Here is a 19,904-nt window from a genome sequence, read left to right on the forward strand (position 1 = left end):
AAAAAAGCAATTGTTCTCATTTTTTTGACGCTTGTTTTTTCAGCCTGCAGTTCTGAGAAAAATAAAAACAGCCATCAAAAAATGGATGCGTATTTAATGACTTATTTTAAAGATGATACCCACGGATTGTATTTTGCCCTGAGTGATGACGGCTATACATTTACGGATGTTAATAGCGGGAAACCTGTTGTTGCCGGAGATACTATTGCAGAGCAAAAAGGAATTCGCGATCCTTATATCATGCGTGGCAACGATGGTTATTTTTACATTGCGATGACCGATTTACATATTTACGGCAAACAAAAAGGCTATCGTGACACCGAATGGGAACGTCCCGGAGATAAATACGATTGGGGAAATAATCGGGATTTGGTTTTGATGAAATCCAAAGATTTGATTCACTGGTCGCATTCTGTTTTAGATATTAACAAAGCTTATCCCGAATGGAATGTGGGTTGCGTGTGGGCACCTGAACTGATTTATGATGAAGCTAAAGACAGAATCATGATTTATTTTACCATGCGAAAGGGAAAAGGAAAGACCAAATTGTATTATGCTTATATGAATAAGGATTTTACAGCTCTTGAAACTACTCCGGAAATTCTTTTTGATTATCCGGATGAAACCAAACAAATTTTAGATGCTGATATTACAAAATTACCTGATGGAAGATTTTGCATGATGTATGTGGCGCAGGAAAGTCCCGGAGGGATTAAAATGGCCTTTTCGGATAAAATAAATACGGCTTATGTGTACCAGCCGGAACAAATTGATTTTGAAAAAAAATCATGTGAAGCGCCTAATGTTTTTAAGCGTATTGGTGAGAATAAATGGGTGTTGATGTATGATGTTTTTAGTGTAAATCCACACAATTTTGGATTTGCTGAAACTACCGATTTTAAAACCTTTACTAATTTGGGACATTTTGATCAGGGAGTGATGAAACGCACTAATTTTTCAGTTCAAAAGCATGGTTCGGTAATTCATCTGACCAGAAAAGAAGCGGAACTTTTAGCTAAGCATTGGAAATAATTTTTTTGAATAAAACAACTGGCAGAATTGCAAAATAAAACACGAATGTTTGTCCTTGTGATTTTATTATTTAAAAATAATTGTACTTTTATAAAAGTTTAAAAAATAGGCAGAAATGAAATTAATTATAAAAGTTCTTACTACTTCAGTTTTAGTATTATTGATTTCTCATTTTATGAGTGGGGTTCATGTAGCGAGTTTTACAACTGCACTTTTTGTTGCTGTAGTCTTGGGTTTACTCAATCTTTTTATTAAACCGGTTTTGGTGTTGTTTACTTTACCTATAACCATTTTCACGCTGGGATTATTTCTGTTGGTGATTAATGGTCTGATAATTATTTTATGTGACAACATTGTAGGCGGATTTGATGTTGATAACTTCTTTACAGCATTATTATTCAGCATTATTTTATCGGTTTCACAGTCACTTGTGAGTCTTTTGTTAGGAGATAAATAGTCAATTGATTTATAAAAAAATCATAAAACACAGTGTTTTTACTTTTGCCGAAGCAAAAATGTTTAATTTTGTGCTTTGTAAGATTCGAAAATGAATAAAATCCACTTCATATTCATTGTATTGCTGGGCTTCTTCCTGATGCCCGGATCAACCTATGCATGTGGTACCGATTCAGGCAATCATTCCTGTAAGATGGAAATGACTTCTAAAACAAAAATGAAAGATTGCTGTAGTAAAAAAACACAGTCTAAAGAATCAAAAGACAAAGGCTGTTCCGGTAAATGTGGACAGTTCATGTGTAATGTATCTTCAGTAAATATTGCAATTGCTTCCTCAATTCAATATGAAATTCTAAATATGAATTTCAATTTTTCAGAAAAAAAACAAAACTTTTCTCAGGCTATATCTGTTCCTTTGGACGGATATGCCACACTTTGGCTTATTCCTAAAATAGGCTAATTTTCTTTGCTGATAGCCATTGGTCTGTCTGTTTCAAAGCAAATTCTTATAAATTCATTTATACTATCAGGGCAATTAAAAAAGGCAATAGTTTATTGAGACTATTTGTTATGAATTAGCCTGTTCACAAAAAAACATTCAATCATGAAATCATTAAAAAAAATAATGACAGCAACATTCGTATTGCTGTCAATGCTAAGCATTAATGCACAAATTAAAAATAAAAAAACAGCCAACGTAAAAATAGCAGGCAATTGCGAAATGTGTAAAAAGACTATTGAAACTGCCGGAAATATTAAGAAAACTGCGATGGTAAACTGGAATGTAGATTCAAAAATAGCACAAATAACTTATGATTCCTCAAAGACAAATCCGGAAGAAATTTTAAAACGGATTGCTGATGCCGGTTATGAAAATGAAGAATTTGCTGCTAATGATAAGCAGTACAATCAACTTCACAGCTGTTGTCAATATGATAGAAATACAATTAAAAAAGAGGCTAAAAAATAGCTAAATAGATCATTTCACTACAGTCTTAAGAGAATTAGACTTAAGACGGTAGTGAACTCATAAACTTCAAAAAAATAAAAAGATGAAAACAGATATAATTATAAAAAGATTCATTGTTCTGATGCTGCTCATAGGCATGACAAGTTCGTATGCACAAATTTCAAAAGCCGAAATTACGGCGACAGGTTTGACCTGTTCCATGTGTTCTAACGCCATCAACAAACAATTGAAAGCAATGCCTGAAGTAGAAAAAGTAATGATCGATCTGAACAGCAATACATTTGTGGTAAATTTTAAAAAGAACAGTTTAATAACTCCGCAGGATTTAAAACATAATATTGAAAAAACAGGTTTTTTTGTTGGTTCTATGATTTTGACTATGAATGCCGAGAATGTAAAACCCAAAGACAACAGCAGTTTTAAAAACGAAACAGGGACTTATGTTTTTGTAAACCCTGTTACGAAACCGGAAGGTGACAAATTAAGGTTAAAAATATTAAACAGCGGTTTTGTTACAAAAAAAGAGTATAAAAAAACGGCAAAAATGCTCTTAAAATACAGTGTTTCAGGAAAAGAGGAAGGGATTTATTATGTAAAAACAATTTAAATGAAATATTTTGCAATCATAATAAGTTTTTTATCTCTTCAAACTAACGCACAGGAGTTGTTTGTCATGACTGAGCCAGCCAGTAATATGCCTACGGCTTCAATAGGAGTGAGAGACATGAGTCTTTTTGCATTCAAAAAAACAGAGGGGTACAATTATCATAACATGCCCGAATTAATGTGGGGCGTCAACAAAGACTGGATGATTCATGCTTCGGCATTTTTAAGTGACAGAGGAGGGGATTTAAAATTAGAAGGAGGTAGTTTATATGCTAAATACCGTTTTTTCTCAGTTGACGACTTGCATAGTCATTTTCGACTGGCGGCTTACGGAAGACTAAGTACCAGTAATGCGCAGATTCATCAGGAGGATATTGAAACTATGGGGATGAATTCAGGATATGAAATTGGAACTGTGGCAACGCAACTAATTAATAAAACTGCTTTGAGTGCAAGTATTAGTTATGAAAGAGCGCTGAATAATCAGAATAATATTTTTCCTGAGGACTTCAGTAACAGTGCAATGAATTATACTTTTTCGGTCGGGCAATTGATGTATCCTAAAAAATATACTAATTTTAAGCAAACAAACATTAATGCAATGCTGGAATTTTTAGGTCAGCGACTGAATCAAAATGGGAAATCTTATTTAGATGTTGTACCTTCGGTTCAGTTTATTATCAACAGTCAGGCGCGAATAGATCTGGCTTACAGGCGTCAGGTGTATTCGGATATGCAACGCATAAGCGCTAATAGTATTTTACTCAAATTAGAGTATACTTTTTTTAATGTAACCAATTAGTTTAACGATTTTAAAATTTGAAAAATGAAAAAAATATTACTGAGTTCTGTTTTATTAGCAGTGCTTGTTCTGGGGTGTAATCAAAAAAATAAAGAGGAAAAAACTACCGAAGGACAAGTAATTGTAAAAACCGAAGAGAAATACAGCTGTCCAATGCACCCTGAAGAAATTGGGAAAAAAGGCGATACTTGTAAAGAATGCGGAATGGATTTAGAACCGGTAAAACAGGCTGAAGCAGGTGATACTAAAGTTGAAATAACAGAAGTTAGTGATGCGGTTAAAGCGTCCGTTTCAACAGATGCAATTATTGATGCATATTTAAAAATTAAAAATGCTCTGGCAAATGATGATGGAAAAGAAGCTACAAAAGCAGCCCATGATTTTGCCCAAGCAGTTTCAGCGACTAAAACCGATAAGATTACGAAAGAATTATTGACTAAATATTTGAATATTACTGATGAGGCAAAAGCGCAAGCAGAATTAATTGTTTCAAATGATGGAAAAATTGCGCAGCAAAGAATGTATTTTGCTGTTTTAAGCAAAGATATTACTAATCTGATTGCTACTTTTGGAACCAATAAAAAATTGTTTCAGGATTATTGCCCAATGTATAATGAAGGAAAAAGTGGTTATTGGATAAGCGAACTGAAAGAAATCAGAAATCCGTATTATGGTTCTGAAATGCTAAGCTGTGGCGGAATGATTAAAGAAATTCAATAATCATTTTTTGATTTATTATCCACAAAATTAATTTCATTAAAATCCTGGCTTCATCTTGAGTTAGGATTTTTTTGTTAAGTTCAAAAAAATAATTTCCAAAATGAAAGTTTACATTAAAAATATGGTTTGTAACCGCTGCGAAATGGCAGTGAGAACAGTTTTTGAGAAAATGGAAATCCCGATACTTTCGATGCAGTTGGGAGAGGTTGAGATTTCGAAAGAACTGAATGAAACACAAAAATACTTATTGTCTGAAGACCTCAAAGACTTAGGTTTTGAATTATTGGATGACAAAATAAGCAAAACCATTGAAAGAATAAAAAATCTGATTGTAACCTTAGTTCATTATCAGAATGAGAAACTCAAAGTAAACTTGTCCGGTTACATTGTCGATGATTTAAAACAGGATTATAGTGCGTTGAGCAATTTGTTTTCTGAAACCGAAGGAATTACAATCGAGCATTATTTTATTGCTCAAAAAATAGAAAAAGTAAAAGAATTATTGATTTATAACGAACTTAGTTTGAGCCAAATTGCTTTTCAGTTGAATTATAGTAGTGTGGCGCATTTGAGCAATCAGTTTAAAAAGACTACTGGAATAACGCCGACACAATTCAAACAGCTAAAAGACAAAAAAAGAAGGCAGATAGACGAATTATAAATCATACAAATCGTTTCCATAATTATGTAATAGTGTGCGTGTTTTTAATTTCGAAATTTGAACTAATATTAATTATCATTTGAATTCATTAATTTCAGGTATCGTGGTCCTTAGCTTCCGCAGTCGAGCGTCAAATGTTTGAAGAATGCGTAAAAAGAAAAGCTGTTTGAGCGTAGCGAGTTCTTTTCTTTTAGCATTCGAAAACTAATTTGACCGATGAGAAAGCGTAAGACTTGATTTTTTTGTTTCTTTTTTGATCAAGCAAAAAAGAAAATAATTAAATCTGATTCCTTTTTATGAAATGTTATTAGTAATAAAATTGATTCTGTTTTATAAAAAAAAGGAAATTTTATTTAAATGGTATAAAAATCGAAGAAATGAAATATACCTACACCATTAACGGAATGCATTGTAATTCTTGCCGGACAAAAGTTGAAAATGCACTCAACAGTATCGAAGGAGCAGAAGCGGAAGTCACTTTAGATCCGCCAAAAGCCGAGATTTCGATGCAAGAACCCATCCAGATTTCTCAGTTTCAGGAAGTGATTGCTCAGGCAGGAAATTATACTATAAAAGTTTTTAATCCTAATGATTTAAAATTAAAAGTAACTGAAACAGTTGCTCCGGCTCCGCCACCAAATGCAGTGGGTAAATACTATTGTCCTATGTTTTGCGAAGGAGACAAAGTCTATGACGAACCCGGAAATTGTCCTGTTTGTGGGATGGATTTAGTAACCGTGGAAGCATCTGAAGAGGAAGAAAATAAAAGCTATACTGATTTAGAGCATAAAATGAAAATTGCATTGCTGTTTACTATTCCTGTTTTCATTATTGCTATGTCAGATATGATTCCTAATAATCCCTTAATGATAATTACGGATATGAAAACCTGGAACTGGATTCAATTTGGGTTGTCACTACCAGTAGTTTTTTATGCGGCATGGATGTTTTTTAAACGTGCCTGGAAATCAGTAGTTACCTGGAATCTCAATATGTTTACGCTTATCGGAATCGGTTCGGGAATGGCTTTTTTATTTAGTATTTTCGGATTACTCTTTCCGGAAATTTTTCCGGCTGAATTTAAAACCGATGGTGGAAGTGTGCATCTTTATTTTGAAGCAACAACTGTTATTTTAAGCTTAGTTTTATTAGGACAGCTATTAGAAGCCAAAGCGCATAATAAAACCAGCGGTGCTCTGAAAGAACTGATGAAGTTAGCGCCTGTTGAAGCAGTTTTGGTACTGGATGGAAAAGATAAAGTGATTTCGATACACGATATCAAAAAAGGGGATTTATTACGTGTAAAACCGGGAGATAAAATTCCCGTGGATGGAAAAATAGTTGAAGGAGAAAGTACTATTGATGAGTCAATGATTTCGGGAGAACCCATTCCGGTAGATAAAAAAGCAGACGATGCGGTAGTGGCAGGAACCATTAACGGCAATCAGTCTTTTATAATGGTGGCAGAAAAAGTTGGTTCGGAAACCCTGCTTTCGCAAATTATACAAATGGTGAATGATGCCAGTCGATCCCGTGCACCAATTCAAAAATTAGCGGATAAAATTGCAAAATATTTTGTGCCCGCAGTAGTCGCTGTTTCGGTGATTACATTTCTCGTCTGGGCAAAATTCGGTCCTGAAGAAAATGCTTTGATGTATGGTTTTATTAATGCTGTTGCAGTTTTAATTATAGCCTGTCCCTGTGCTTTAGGCTTAGCCACACCCATGTCAGTAATGGTGGGAGTGGGTAAAGGCGCCCAATCAGGAATATTGATAAAAAATGCTGAAGCTTTAGAAAAAATGGATAAGGTAAACGTACTCGTTACTGATAAAACAGGAACAATTACAGAAGGAAAACCTTCTGTAGAAAAACTGTATGCGATTCATAACAACGAAGATGAGTTGTTACAAATAATTGCTTCTTTAAATCAATATAGCGAACATCCTTTGGCGCAGGCCGTAGTCCATTTTGCGGAAGTGAAAAACATAAAATTATCAGAAACTAAACAATTTGAATCCGTAACAGGAAAAGGGGTAGTGGGAATGGTTTCTAATAAAAAAGTGGCTTTAGGAAATAAAAAATTAATGGATGAACTGAAAGTTTCGGTTGAGGAATCATTAGAAAAACAAGCTACAGCTGAGCAAAAGCTTGGAAAAACAGTTTCTTATATTTCAATCGATGAAACTGCTGCAGGATTTGTAACCATCACTGATGCTATAAAAAAGAATAGTGTTAAGGCCATAAAAACACTAATAAATCAGGGGGTTGAAGTGATTATGCTTACCGGAGACAACAAAAACACCGCTAAGGCTGTAGCTGATCAGTTGCATCTGAGTTCGTTTGTGGCAGATTGTTTGCCGCAGGATAAACTCAAAGTGATTCAGAAATGGCAGTCCGAAGGCAAGATTGTGGCTATGGCCGGAGACGGAATTAATGATGCTCCGGCATTAGCGCAAGCAGATATTGGGATTGCAATGGGAACCGGAACCGATGTAGCGATTGAAAGTGCAAAAATTACGCTGGTAAAAGGCGATTTACAAGGAATTGTAAAAGCCAAACAATTGAGCCATGCGGTGATGAAAAACATTCATCAGAATTTATTCTTCGCTTTTTTTTATAACATACTGGGAATTCCTGTTGCTGCGGGTATTTTATATCCATTTTTCGGAATTTTGCTTTCACCAATGATTGCTGCCTTGGCAATGAGTTTTAGTTCGGTTTCGGTAATTGCGAATGCGTTGCGATTGCGTAATTTAAAATTATAGAAATCATGAATAAGATATTATACCTGTTTTGTTTTTTTGTGATGGGTCAGTTTGTAAATGCTCAGGAAAAAAAAGTAGCTCAAGATTACTATTATACTTGTGTAATGCATCCTGAAATTCATGAATCAAAATCTGGAGATTGTTCGAAATGTGGCATGGAATTGGTAAAAGTGAAAATTAAGAAGTCTAAAAAAGAAGCAGTTAAAAAGGAGATCCCAGTAAAGTCAATTCCTAAAAATCCTGTAAAGATTAAAAAAGAAATTGAGGTATCTAAGAGTGAACCAACAAAACCCGCTGATTTGCCAAAAGAAAGCACCGTTGTAGAAAAGAAAGTTTTACCAAAAACTATTTCTAAAAAGGTACGTTATGATTTGTTTGTTCGTGACACAATGGTAACTTTTGCTGGAAAATCTAAACATGCCATTGCTGTAAACGGTCAAATTCCAATGCCAACATTAACTTTTACCGAAGGAGATACAGCTGAAATTTATGTGCATAACAAATTAAAAACAGGAACTTCTTTGCATTGGCATGGATTGTTTTTGCCTAATAAAGAGGATGGTGTTCCTTATTTGACTCAGATGCCTATTGAACCCGGAACAACACATAAATATACTTTTCCAATAATTCAAAATGGGACACATTGGTATCATAGTCATTCTGGAATGCAGGAACAAATAGGAATGTATGGTGCATTGATTTTGAAGAAAAAACCAGAAGATGAAACTTTTAGAAAGGGTATTGATGATATTCCACAAGTTCCCATTATTTTGAGTGAATGGACTAATTACAAGCCTGATAATGTTCATAGGATGCTGCACAATGCTACCGATTGGTTTGCCATTAAAAAAGGAACGACTCAAAGTTATACTGAAGCAATAAAAGAAGGGCATTTTAAAACCAAATTAACCAACGAATGGAAACGGATGCTGGCTATGGATGTGAGTGATGTATATTATGATAAATTCTTAATCAACGGGCAGAATGAAAGCCAATTGTCTCAATTTAAAGCAGGCGACAAAGTGCGTTTGCGAATTTCTAATGCCGGAGCATCGTCTTATTTTTGGTTGACCTATGCTGGTGGAAAAATGACTGTAGTGGCTAATGACGGAAACGATATAGAACCCGTTGAGGTAAATCGGTTGATTATTGGGGTTTCTGAAACCTATGATGTAATTGTAACTATTCCGGAGAAAAATACTTCCTATGCTTTTTTAGCCACCCCGGAAGACAGAACACAATCGACTTCTGTTTACATTGGAGAAGGTGTTAAGAAAGCCGCACATCCTTTGCCTAAATTAAAATATTTTGAAGGCATGAAAATGATGAACGAGATGATGAATATAGATGGAACCATGAATGATATGGGTATGAAAATGAGTCTGCAAAAAATGGATATGAATTCCGTAATGTACCCCGAATCCTCCCCCAACCCCTCCAAAGGAGGGGAGGAAATGAGTGAAAATAAAATGGATCATTCCGCTCACGCAATGGATTCTAAAAAATCAGATATTGTTACTTTGAATTATTCGATGTTGAAATCGACTGTAAAAACTACACTTCCTGAGGATGCTCCTGTTCATGAATTACGTTTTGAATTGACTGGAAACATGAATCGGTATGTGTGGAGTATGGACAATAAAGTACTTTCAGAAACAGATAAAATTTTGATTAAAAAAGGAGAAAATGTTAGGATTACTTTGTACAACAATTCGATGATGCGTCACCCAATGCACTTGCACGGACATGATTTTAGAGTACTGAATGGTCAGGGGGATTATGCGCCTTTAAAAAACGTTTTGGATATTATGCCTATGGAGACCGATACAATAGAATTTGCCGCCAATACAGATGGAGACTGGTTTTTTCATTGTCATATTTTGTACCACATGATGGCAGGTATGAATCGGGTTTTTAGCTATGAAAACTCAGCAGTAAATCCTCTTTTGCCTAATAAAGAAGCGGCTTATAAGAAATTACAAGCCGAAAGTAATAGCTTGCATTTTATGGCAGAAAATGATTTTGCTACCAATGGGAATGATGGTCAGTTGATGTTTCAAAATGCAAGATGGAGTTTTGGTACCGAATGGCGATTAGGATATAAAGACCATCATGGTTACGAATCTGAAACTCATATTGGAAGGTATATCGGGAGAAATCAATGGTTGATGCCTTTTATTGGTTTTGATGCCCGTTATCGAAAATTAGAACATGGAGAAGTGGAGCAGAATTTATTTGGACAAAAAAGTACTAAGGATAAACGACTTCAGTTTAGTTTAGGAGTCAATTATACCTTACCACTTTTAGTAGTTGCACAAGCAGAAGTCTATCATGACGGAAATGTACGTTTGCAATTAATGCGGGAAGATATTCCTGTTTCAAAACGTTTGCGAATGACTTTTATGGTAAATACTGATAAAGAATATATGGCAGGATTTAAATATATTGTGGGTAAAAATATGGGAATTACAACACATTATGATAGTGATATGGGGATAGGTTTTGGATTGAATTTTAATTATTAATAGTCTTTGTTTGTAATTCGTATTTTTGATAAAAAATAATTATAATGCTGCAACTTTCAGAAATCTGGATTTATCCTGTAAAATCATTAGGCGGAATAGCCTTAAAAGAGTCAAAGGTGATGCCTCGAGGTTTAGAACACGACCGTAGATGGATGCTTGTGGATGAACATGGTGTTTTTATTACCCAAAGGGAATATCCTGAACTGGCTTTATTTCAGCCTGAAATTAACAATGGTTTTTTAAAAATTAGCTATAAAGGCAGACAGTCTGAAGTATTGCGTATTAGCCTGAATGAGAGCGCGGTAAAATCGGAAAATAAAGTTTGCGTTATGGTCTGGGAAGATGAGGTACACGCTAATGAGGTAAGTGCTGAAGCCAACAATTGGTTTACAGACCGATTGGGCTTTAAGGTTCGATTAGTTTATATGCCTGATGAAAGTCAGCGGAAAGTAGATCCCAATTATGCTGTTTCGCAAAGTGATATTACGTCTTTTTCAGATGGATTTCCGTATTTAATTATTGGTCAGTCTTCCTTAGATGATTTGAATTCACGTTTAGAAACGGCTCTTTCTGTAAAACGATTCCGACCTAATTTTGTTTTCACCGGTGGCGAGCCTTATGAAGAAGAAAGCTGGAAGGGATTTACTATTGGGAATTTAGATTTTTTTGGTGTTAAACCTTCCGGAAGGTGCGTTATCGTTACTGTAAATCCTGAATCAGGTGCTGTTGACGGTAAAGAGCCTTTGCGTACTTTGTCAAAATATAAGACAGTAAATAAAAAAGTAATTTTTGGTCAAAATGTAATCGCATTACAGCAAGGGAGTTTGAAAGTGGGTGATGAAATTGCTGTTTTGAAAAAGAGGTCAAATTGAACACTGTTGTCAGCTGAATGTGGATTTAAATAGGGTTTAACAAAATAGTTGTGAATCAATTTTTTCATGCTCGAAATATATTTTAAAAGTAGTTCCAATATTTACTTCGCTTTCGACTTCAATTTTACCATTCATAGATTCAATTTGGTTTTTGGTAATAAACAGACCAATACCTCTGGAGTCTTCATGTTGATGAAAAGTTTTGTACATACCAAAAAGTTTGTGTCCGTGTTTGTTTAAATCTATTCCTAAACCATTGTCAATGAATTTCAGAATGACATGTTTTGCGGTTTCTTCGGTTTGGATTTTTACAAAACTATCTCTTTCTTTTGAACTGTATTTAATAGCATTAGTCATAAAATTCATGATAATACTGTCCAGATAAGCCGGAATTACTTTGATAGTGGTTTCTTTTTTAACTTCATTAATAATCCGTATGTTTTGTTTTTTTGCTACAGACATCAGACTGCTTGTGTTTTTGTCAATAAATGGTTTTAAGAAAACGCTTTCCAGTTTTTCTTTTGCCGAGAGGTTAATCTGAACCACTTCAGTAAGGTGCTTGATGGTTTCGGATAAATTAATGGATGATTTTTTTAAATAATCAAAATAATCTGTCTGGCTAAAGTCCGGAAATTCAGATTCGATTAATTCCATTAAAGAGCTGATGCCGCCAGAATGGGAACGCAAATTGTGTGAAACGATATAAGCAAAGTTTTTTAATCGCTCATTTTGAGATTCAGCAATTTCAAGTAATGATAATATTTCGCGTTCTACTTGTTTCATTTGGGTAATGTCTGTAGCTATTCCCAGAAAACCGCTAATATTTTTCTTTTGCTTAATTGCGGTTACTGAAAGTAAAACAGGAAATGTACTGCCGTCTTTTCTTTTGTAAGTCCACTCTTTGGTTTCTGCTTTACCTTTTTTTGCATTGTGAACAAAAACATCAAAACCATCTGTTTTTTCTCCAGTTTCTTCAAGAAGATTTTGCGCAACAGCTTCTACTTCTTCCTGAATATGAATAAGCTCAGGTGTTTGTTTGTTGATTAATTCTTCAGCATCATAACCCAATAGTTGTTCTGCTCCTTCATTGAAAGTAGTAATAATTCCTTTAGTATCTGTTCCAATAATAGCAACTTGAGTACTAGCATCCAAGAGAGCTTGGTTATAAGCAATGATATTTGCTAATTGGATTTCAAAGGTTTTTTGAGTTGTAATATCTACAATTTGAGAAATAAAATAAAGAATTTTTCCGTTTTCATCTTTTACCATTGATACGCCCAGAATCACATAGACGATTTCTCCGTTTTTATGGAAATAGCGTTTTTCCATGGTATAGCCATCGCGTTTTCCTCCAATTAATTCTTCAAGGAGAATTAAATCGGTTTCTAAATCATTAGGAAAGGTAATGTCCTGGAAAGTGAGTTTTAGTAATTCATCTTTGGTGTAACCTAGTATTTTGCATAGTCTTTTGTTGACTTTTAACCATTGTCCTTTTTCATTAAGCAAAGCCATACCAATGGCTGCCTGTTCAAAGTTAGCTCTAAAAGTCTCTTCGCTGACACGAAGTTTTTCCTGTCTTTCTTTTATTTCAGTTATGTCTTGAAAAGTCCCAAAAAGTTTGGTTCTTTTTCCATTTTCTTCCAATACTTTTCCTGAGGAACGTACCCATTTAAAATTGTTTTTTGCAGTAATAAAACGGCATTGAACATCAAAAGGTTCTCCTGTATTTATAGTGTTTTCTAAGGCATTTATAATAATATGTCTATCGTCAGGATGGTAAAATTCAATTCCTTTGGTTTTGTCAAAAATGAGATCATTGGCTACTTCATGAATTTGATAGACTTCATCAGTCCAGAAAACACTTCCGGTTTTGATGTCGAGTTCCCAGGCACCAATTTTATTAATGCGTTGACTTTCGTTGAATAAAAAATTTGTTTTTTTGAGGGTGTTATTTTGTTCTTCTAATAATGATGTTTTTTTTCGAAGTTCGAGTAACTTGATGGCTTGCTTAGCAAGCAGTTTTAAAGAATTAATCTGTTTTTCGGACAGTTTTTTAGGATTATCATCAATAACGCAGATTGTTCCTAAAGGGAAACCATTTTCTGTTACTAATGGCATACCTGCATAAAAAATTACCGTTGGGTAACCCGTAACCAGCGGATTATCCTGAAAACGCTTGTCTTTTCGGGCATCTTCAACAATAAAAACATTTTCGGGTTGATTAATGGCATGTGCACAGAAAGCTAATTCTTTTGGTGTTTCTCTTTCTTTTATACCATGATGCGATAAAAACCATTGTTTGTCATTAGTTATTAAACTAATTAGGGCAATTTTAGTCTCGCATATTTGGGCTGCCATTTGAGTTAAAAAATCATAATCTTCACTTTCCTAATTCGCCTATTATTTTATAAGAATCTAATTCTGCAATTCTTTTTTCTTCATTTATGGGTATAGTAGGTTGTTGCATTCTTAGTGGGAATTTTAAATATCAGCATGCTTATAGGGGCTCCAAACATATGGCTGATTGCTGTGTTGTATAAATATATCAGTATTGTTTTGAATAACAAAATTTATTTTTAATTCTAATGATATTGAATAAATGAGTTTGCTCTGGTTTATAAAAAAACAAACTCGTTTTGTTGAAAACGAGTTTGTTGAGACTGTGGTGTTTTTTTTATTTGTTTGGTAACAAATAATTTTAAAATGAAGAAGCAGATAAATATGATGTCTGATTTTAATTCGTCTGAGTTTTTATCCACTTCGTTATTTCGGTTAAAGCAACCGGGGCGAGTGTTTGTTCAATGGTTGCATATTCCTGTGGTGAACCCGTTTCGCATTCCTGAAACAAATGGTTTAAGTTAGGAAGTTCTATTATGCTTACATTTTTATTTCCTCCTCTTGATAAGGCTGCTTTTATGGCTGCTAAATTTTCTTTTGGAGGTACTTGTAAATCTTTTTCGCCGTTAAGGGCTAATACCGGACATTTTACTTCTTCTAATGCTGTTGCAGGATTGTACTTGATGAAATACTGCATCCAGGGCGTTGCAATTTGTTGCATTTGCAATCTTACAAATTCTTCCTCAGTCATTCCGGACGGTTTTTCAGCGCTGGGATTTTGTTTTAAATAATGGGCTAAATCAGTTTGTAATTGTTCGGTGCTGGTAGATTTGTTTATAATGTCAAATATTTGAGTATTGTTGAATTTGATTTTTTCTAATGCTTCAGCACTCATTCCTGATGTTTTCCCGATTAATTGTTGTTGCAACAAAAGCAATTGGTCACCCTGAATTCCTGTTCCTGCCAGTAAAATGATAAAAGCTACGTCTTTAGATTGGGTTGCAACCATTGGGGCAATTATACCGCCTTCGCTGTGTCCGATTAAGCCAATTTTACTTTTGTTGATTTCCTTTCTGGTTTTTAAATACTCAATTGCGGCTTCAGCATCTGTGGCGAAGTCTGCAGTTGTGGCAGTTTTAAAATCCCCTTTTGAGGCTGCAACTCCTCTGTCATCATAACGTAATACGGCAATTCCGTTTTTAGTTAAGTAGTCAGAAAGTACCAGAAATGGTTTGTGCCCCATTAATTCCTCATCTCTGTTTTGAGGTCCGCTGCCGCTAATTAAAATCACCGCTGGGAAAACTCCTTCTTGTTTAGGTAATGTTAGTGTGCCTGATAAAGCTATTCCTGCTTTTTTATTTTCGAAAATAATATCTTCAGAATAATAAGAATACGGTTTTTTAGGTTCTTGTGGTCGAATAGGTATTTCTTTTTCTGCTTTTTCTTTTGATAGATTCAAAGGAAAATTTTGTCCCGATTGTTTAAAATTACCAATAATGGTGTTGTCTGTTCCTAAGGTTCCCTCGTATGCAATTTGAGCCTGAGCGATAGCCATTTTTAATACTGAGCTTTCAAAACTACTGCTGCTTACCGGAATTCCTTTGGCTCCCTGATCCGGGCTGTCCATTGTCGCGCTAATGCCATTTGCTGTTTTTTCGATATTAAATACCAATCTTAATTGTGCTCCCGGAACTTTTAAAACACCATGCCATTGACCTGTAATTTCCTGTCCAAAAAAGCTTAGAGAAATTAATCCCGCTAGAATTGTAAATGCTAATTTTTTCATTGATTGATTGTATTTTGTTTTTTTAATTCAATTTTTCCATCAAATTCTTTTGACTGGGTGTAAATTCTAATTCCTAACATTTTCCAGTCGATTGAGCCGGAAACATGATATTCATATAAATTATAGTTGATTTTATTTAGAAATACACTAGAAGGTTTCCATTCGGTTCCCATTTCGATTCCTGTTCTGTTTACAAAAGCTGTTAACAACTTGATTTCATTATTATCTGCTCCGTATCTAATTAACATGTGAAAATCTGTTAAAAGAGTGTGTTCAAGTTTTATGTCATTAAAAAAAGTGTTTCCTTTAAAATTTTCAGGTTCTGTTTTTTGGGATACATTTTGTAAGTCAAAAGTTTTTGTTTTTTTGTCTTCATCTTTTAAGTTTATTTTAAAAGATATAAGACCTAAAACAAGAATAAGAGTGGCTGTGCCTCCTAAATTTTCACGAATAACATTCACTGCTTTAAAGCAAATAATTACAAAGTAAATTAGCACTGCAAAATTGAATATTCCCCAGATTAATTCTAGCATGATGATGGTTATTGATTGCTTTTAGATTCTTTTTTTTATTTCATTTTGTACAGCAATAATTTCTTGATTGATGAGACTGTATTTTTTCTTTTTCTCTGAAATTACTCTGTCATTTTCGGGAATCCAGTATACAGGAAATGTTTTCTTTTGTTTTTTATAATCTTCCAGCATATACCTTGCAGTTGCTTTCCACATGGTTTTAAGGTTTCTGATATGATTTGTCGAAAGTTCTGTGTACTCATTTGGATATTTTGAACTTAAATAGTTTCTTATTGTTCGGTTTTCTCTCAGGTACACCTCTTTATCGATTGTTTTGTTTTTAAATTGGGTGCTTAATTCCTGAAGTTCCGGTGCATGCTCTCTTTCAAAAGCACTTATTTTTGAGACTGCTTCTTTCCAGTTCTTGTAATAGCTTTTTAACTCTGTAGCATTTTCCCAATAGGATGTTACAATTCCATGATCAATTTTTGTTAATGCCATGTGATTTACATCTTCTCTTTCTATTTGTTCTAAGTAATCATTTACTAAAATATAATTAGCTTCAAGTTCTAATTCTGTTTTTCTGTCATTCAATTCGCCAATAGAAAGAGAAGAGTATTTAGAAATATTAGCTTCCGTGGTATTTTTTAAGATTAATTTATCGGACTCGCTAATTAAATTTTTAATAACATCTGAAGTTAACTCATGTCCCTGTAAATAGGGAAAACCTTCCCATACTACAACTCCGGCCGGATTGATAATAACACAATGTGGTATTCCGGTTACTTCAAAAATATTGTATAATCTTTTTTTAGTGTCAATAGCGTTAAAATACTCAATGGCAGGATTGGTTTGGTTTTTGACTACAGGTTCAGGTTCGTCACTTATTCCTATTATAATTAAATCATCTTTAAATTCTTTTTGAAAATTATTTAATTTAGGGATCGCTCTTTTGCATGGACCACACCAACTGGCCCAAAAATCGATTAGTATAAACTTATCTTTTGTTATGTAAGGTTGTTCAGAGATCCATTTTTCCACAATGAGTTCAGGAGCTTGCTTGTTGATGAATGACTTAGCCCATATTTTTTTATCCTGAGCATTGGCTATCATTGATACAATGCATAGTATTAACAAAGTGTTTTTTTTCATGGTTAGTAGCGGTTATTTAATTTTTAATTATCAAATATAAAAAATATTCTTACAGTTGGTGGAGTTTTTTTGGAAAAGTATAATGTGGTTTTTTGTGGGACTGGCGTGAAGAATAGTAATGGAAATATAAAGATTACTTCACTCGATGTTTATTTGAATTAGGAGTTCTGTGAACTTTGTTTGTAGCAAACATCCTTAGTTCCATGGATCAGATTACGAAGGGACATGCCCAAATAAAAGCTTGGAAATGAGATGGACTTTAGCATCTTGAACTCGTTGAAATTCAATCCCGAAGCTTCGGGAAAAAAAGCTTGGTTGGCTGGTTAAAATTTTATAATTTTGCCAGCCAATTTTATTATGTAAATTAAAGAAGAAGATGGATATTAAAAGAGTAGCAATAGATGCTGTAACTGAAACCATTGTAATGACTGTGGTACACATGGATTACAAAGGTCAGGTAGCCAAAAGAATCAACGAAAAAATGCCTTTAGCACAAGTAAAAGGATTTAGAAAAGGGGCTGTGCCTAAAGACTTAGTTGAAAAACAATACGGAAGAGGAATTAAACAAGAAGAGGTTAAGAAAGTTGTTGACCTGGCTTTAGAGCGTTATATTCAGTCTGAAAGATTAAATCTTTTGGGTACTCCACTTCCTAAAGTAAACGAAGATTTAGATTGGTCAGCTGAAGAATTGACTTTTGAATTCGAAATTGGTTTAGTGCCAAACTTTGAATTGGATTTAGATGCTAAAAACGATATCGTAAAATATGTAGTTACTGCTGATGATAAATTAATCGACGGACAAGTAGCTCGTATCCAAAAACAATTTGGTAATGCAATTCCTCAGGATGCTGTTGAAGCAAATTCTGACATTAAAGGGATTTTTACTAACGAAGCGGAAGGAATTGGTAACACCACTACTATCACTTTAGATATTTTTAAAGACAAAGCGACTGCTGATAAATTTATTGGTAAAAAAGTGGGTGATGTTGTTACTGTAAACACTAGCGGTTTATTTGAAGACGATCACCAATTGATGGATTACTTAAAAGTAGGTCATGATAACGTTCACGGTTTAGCAATTGATGTAGATTTTACTATCGAAGCAATTACTGTTTCTGAACCGGCTGAATTGAATCAGGAATTGTTCGACAAATTATTCGGAGAAGGAAATGTAGCTTCGTTAGAAGATTTGAAAGCAAAAATCAAAGAAGATGCTGAATCTCAATTTGCGCAACAGGCAGACCAAAAATTATTAGGTGATGTGACAGAATTTTTAATCGAAAATACAAAATTCGAATTGCCTTCTGAATTCCTTAAAAAATGGTTACAGACAGTAGGTGAGAAAAAATTAACTGCTGAAGAAGCTGAAGTAGAATACGCACGTTCTGAAAAAGGATTGCGTTTCCAGTTAATCGAAGGAAAAGCTTTGGCTCAAAATGATATCAAAATCACTTTTGAAGACTTAAAAGAGTTTACAGCTAAAAATATCAGAGTTCAAATGGCTCAATTTGGTCAAACAAACCCAACTGACGAAGAAGTTCAGGGGATTGTTGCCAGAGTTTTATCTAATCAGGACGAAGTAAAAAGACTTTCTGATCAGGTAGTTGCTGAAAAATTATTGGAATTGTTTAAAGAAAAAGCAAACCCAACAACTAAAGAAGTGACTTACGATGAATTTATTGCTGCGTCTTACGGAGAATAAATATTAGTCTGTAAAGTCGAAAGTAATAAAGTCGAAAGTCAAAATAATATGATTTTATTACAAAGGCTAAATAATAAAAAATAAGTATATTTGAGCGTCAGAAGTTTTTTTTGACGCTCTTTTGTTTAAAAGTTTCGGGTACAAGGACTTGAAAACGGAAACTTTTTAAAGATACAAAGAAGACAAATTGGCATCATTTACAGAAAGGTATAAACTTTGATTTAAGGTTTTATATGACTTTCGGACTTTAGACTTTCAAACTTTAAACATAAAAAAATGAATTACGGTAAAGAATTTAAAAAATTTGCTACAAAGCACCAAGGAGTAAATGCAATGTACTATGATAAAATCGTAGCGGCAATGAATCCTACTAATATGACTCCCTATATTATTGAAGAACGTCAATTGAATATTTCGCAATTAGACGTTTTCTCAAGATTAATGATGGATCGTATTATTTTTCTGGGAACAGGAATTGACGATCAGATTGCAAACATCGTTCAGGCACAATTACTTTTCTTAGAAAGTGCCGATGCTTCTAAAGATATTCAGATTTACCTGAACTCTCCGGGAGGAAGTGTTTACGCAGGATTAGGGATTTATGACACGATGCAATACATCAAGCCTGATGTAGCAACTATTTGTACAGGAATGGCAGCTTCTATGGGAGCAGTATTGTTGTGTGCGGGTGCAGCAGGAAAACGTTCGGCTTTGCCACATTCAAGAGTAATGATTCACCAGCCATCAGGAGGAGCTCAGGGAGTTGCAACGGATATGGAAATCAACTTACGCGAAATGTTGAAATTAAAAGATGAATTGTATCATATTATTTCGCAACATTCCGGACAAACTTTTGATAAAGTGCATAAAGACAGTGAGCGTGATTACTGGATGAAAGCTGCCGAAGCTAAGGAATACGGAATGATTGATGAGGTATTAATAAGAGGATAATTTTTAAAGTTTTCAAGTTACTGAGATACTAAGTTTCTAAGGATTTTTGTAATTT

Annotated in this window: 17 protein-coding genes; 13 read left to right on the forward strand and 4 right to left on the reverse strand. The window is 34.2% G+C overall.

Annotation, left to right across the window (positions count from 1 at the left end; genetic code table 11):
- Nucleotides 1-81: 81 nt before the first annotated feature.
- The 11 genes from ABS764_RS06105 (at nt 82) to ABS764_RS06155 (ending at nt 11,409) form a co-directional block, all read left to right on the forward strand.
- Nucleotides 82-1,032, forward strand: coding sequence for a glycoside hydrolase family 43 protein (locus ABS764_RS06105; RefSeq protein WP_408080914.1), 951 nt, complete (start codon nt 82-84; stop codon nt 1,030-1,032).
- Between the two features lie 115 nt (nt 1,033-1,147).
- Entirely contained in the window at nt 1,148-1,489 is a 342-nt protein-coding gene (locus ABS764_RS06110) for a phage holin family protein (protein WP_408080915.1), read from the forward strand.
- Between the two features lie 90 nt (nt 1,490-1,579).
- A complete protein-coding gene (locus tag ABS764_RS06115; protein WP_408080916.1) occupies nt 1,580-1,948 on the forward strand; it encodes a hypothetical protein in 369 nt (122 codons plus the stop codon).
- Between the two features lie 144 nt (nt 1,949-2,092).
- Nucleotides 2,093-2,458, forward strand: a complete 366-nt coding sequence (locus ABS764_RS06120) for a heavy-metal-associated domain-containing protein (RefSeq protein ID WP_408080917.1) — start codon at nt 2,093-2,095, stop codon at nt 2,456-2,458.
- Between the two features lie 82 nt (nt 2,459-2,540).
- On the forward strand, nt 2,541-3,065 hold the full coding sequence (locus tag ABS764_RS06125) for a heavy-metal-associated domain-containing protein (RefSeq protein ID WP_408080918.1): 525 nt from the start codon (nt 2,541-2,543) through the stop codon (nt 3,063-3,065).
- Nucleotides 3,066-3,866: a hypothetical protein gene (locus ABS764_RS06130; RefSeq protein WP_408080919.1), complete on the forward strand. Its 801-nt coding sequence runs from the start codon at nt 3,066-3,068 to the stop codon at nt 3,864-3,866.
- Nucleotides 3,867-3,890: 24 nt separating this feature from the next.
- Entirely contained in the window at nt 3,891-4,586 is a 696-nt protein-coding gene (locus ABS764_RS06135; protein WP_408080920.1) for a DUF3347 domain-containing protein, read from the forward strand.
- A gap of 100 nt (nt 4,587-4,686) precedes the next feature.
- On the forward strand, nt 4,687-5,247 hold the full coding sequence (locus ABS764_RS06140) for a helix-turn-helix domain-containing protein (RefSeq protein WP_408080921.1): 561 nt from the start codon (nt 4,687-4,689) through the stop codon (nt 5,245-5,247).
- A gap of 377 nt (nt 5,248-5,624) precedes the next feature.
- A complete protein-coding gene (locus ABS764_RS06145; RefSeq protein ID WP_408080922.1) occupies nt 5,625-8,012 on the forward strand; it encodes a heavy metal translocating P-type ATPase in 2,388 nt (795 codons plus the stop codon).
- Between the two features lie 5 nt (nt 8,013-8,017).
- Nucleotides 8,018-10,537 (forward strand): multicopper oxidase domain-containing protein, encoded by a 2,520-nt coding sequence (locus ABS764_RS06150; RefSeq protein ID WP_408080923.1) that lies wholly within the window; start codon nt 8,018-8,020, stop codon nt 10,535-10,537.
- Nucleotides 10,538-10,581: 44 nt separating this feature from the next.
- Nucleotides 10,582-11,409: an MOSC domain-containing protein gene (locus ABS764_RS06155; RefSeq protein ID WP_408080924.1), complete on the forward strand. Its 828-nt coding sequence runs from the start codon at nt 10,582-10,584 to the stop codon at nt 11,407-11,409.
- A 36-nt stretch (nt 11,410-11,445) separates the two neighbouring features.
- Here the strand turns inward: ABS764_RS06155 and ABS764_RS06160 are convergent, their stop codons facing one another.
- The 4 genes from ABS764_RS06160 to ABS764_RS06175 form a co-directional block, all read right to left on the reverse strand.
- The gene (locus ABS764_RS06160; RefSeq protein WP_408080925.1) at nt 11,446-13,767 is read right to left on the reverse strand and encodes a PAS domain S-box protein; all 2,322 of its coding nucleotides are present in this window, start codon (nt 13,765-13,767) and stop codon (nt 11,446-11,448) included.
- A gap of 376 nt (nt 13,768-14,143) precedes the next feature.
- Nucleotides 14,144-15,532: an alpha/beta hydrolase family protein gene (locus ABS764_RS06165; RefSeq protein WP_408080926.1), complete on the reverse strand. Its 1,389-nt coding sequence runs from the start codon at nt 15,530-15,532 to the stop codon at nt 14,144-14,146.
- On the reverse strand, nt 15,529-16,065 hold the full coding sequence (locus tag ABS764_RS06170) for a hypothetical protein (RefSeq protein WP_408080927.1): 537 nt from the start codon (nt 16,063-16,065) through the stop codon (nt 15,529-15,531). The genes ABS764_RS06165 and ABS764_RS06170 overlap by 4 nt, the downstream gene beginning before the upstream one ends.
- A 21-nt stretch (nt 16,066-16,086) precedes the next feature.
- Complete coding sequence (locus tag ABS764_RS06175) at nt 16,087-17,196, reverse strand: TlpA family protein disulfide reductase (RefSeq protein WP_408080928.1); 1,110 nt, start codon at nt 17,194-17,196, stop codon at nt 16,087-16,089.
- A 376-nt stretch (nt 17,197-17,572) separates the two neighbouring features.
- On the opposite strand from ABS764_RS06175, the gene ABS764_RS06180 reads away from it, so the two are divergent.
- Nucleotides 17,573-18,898, forward strand: a complete 1,326-nt coding sequence (locus ABS764_RS06180) for a trigger factor (protein WP_408080929.1) — start codon at nt 17,573-17,575, stop codon at nt 18,896-18,898.
- A gap of 276 nt (nt 18,899-19,174) precedes the next feature.
- The gene (clpP, locus tag ABS764_RS06185; protein WP_073241462.1) at nt 19,175-19,849 is read left to right on the forward strand and encodes an ATP-dependent Clp endopeptidase proteolytic subunit ClpP; all 675 of its coding nucleotides are present in this window, start codon (nt 19,175-19,177) and stop codon (nt 19,847-19,849) included.
- The last annotated feature ends 55 nt before the right edge of the window (nt 19,850-19,904 follow it).

The organism is Flavobacterium plantiphilum, assembly GCF_046000495.1.
In the GTDB taxonomy this organism is placed as follows: Bacteria; Bacteroidota; Bacteroidia; order Flavobacteriales; family Flavobacteriaceae; genus Flavobacterium; species Flavobacterium plantiphilum.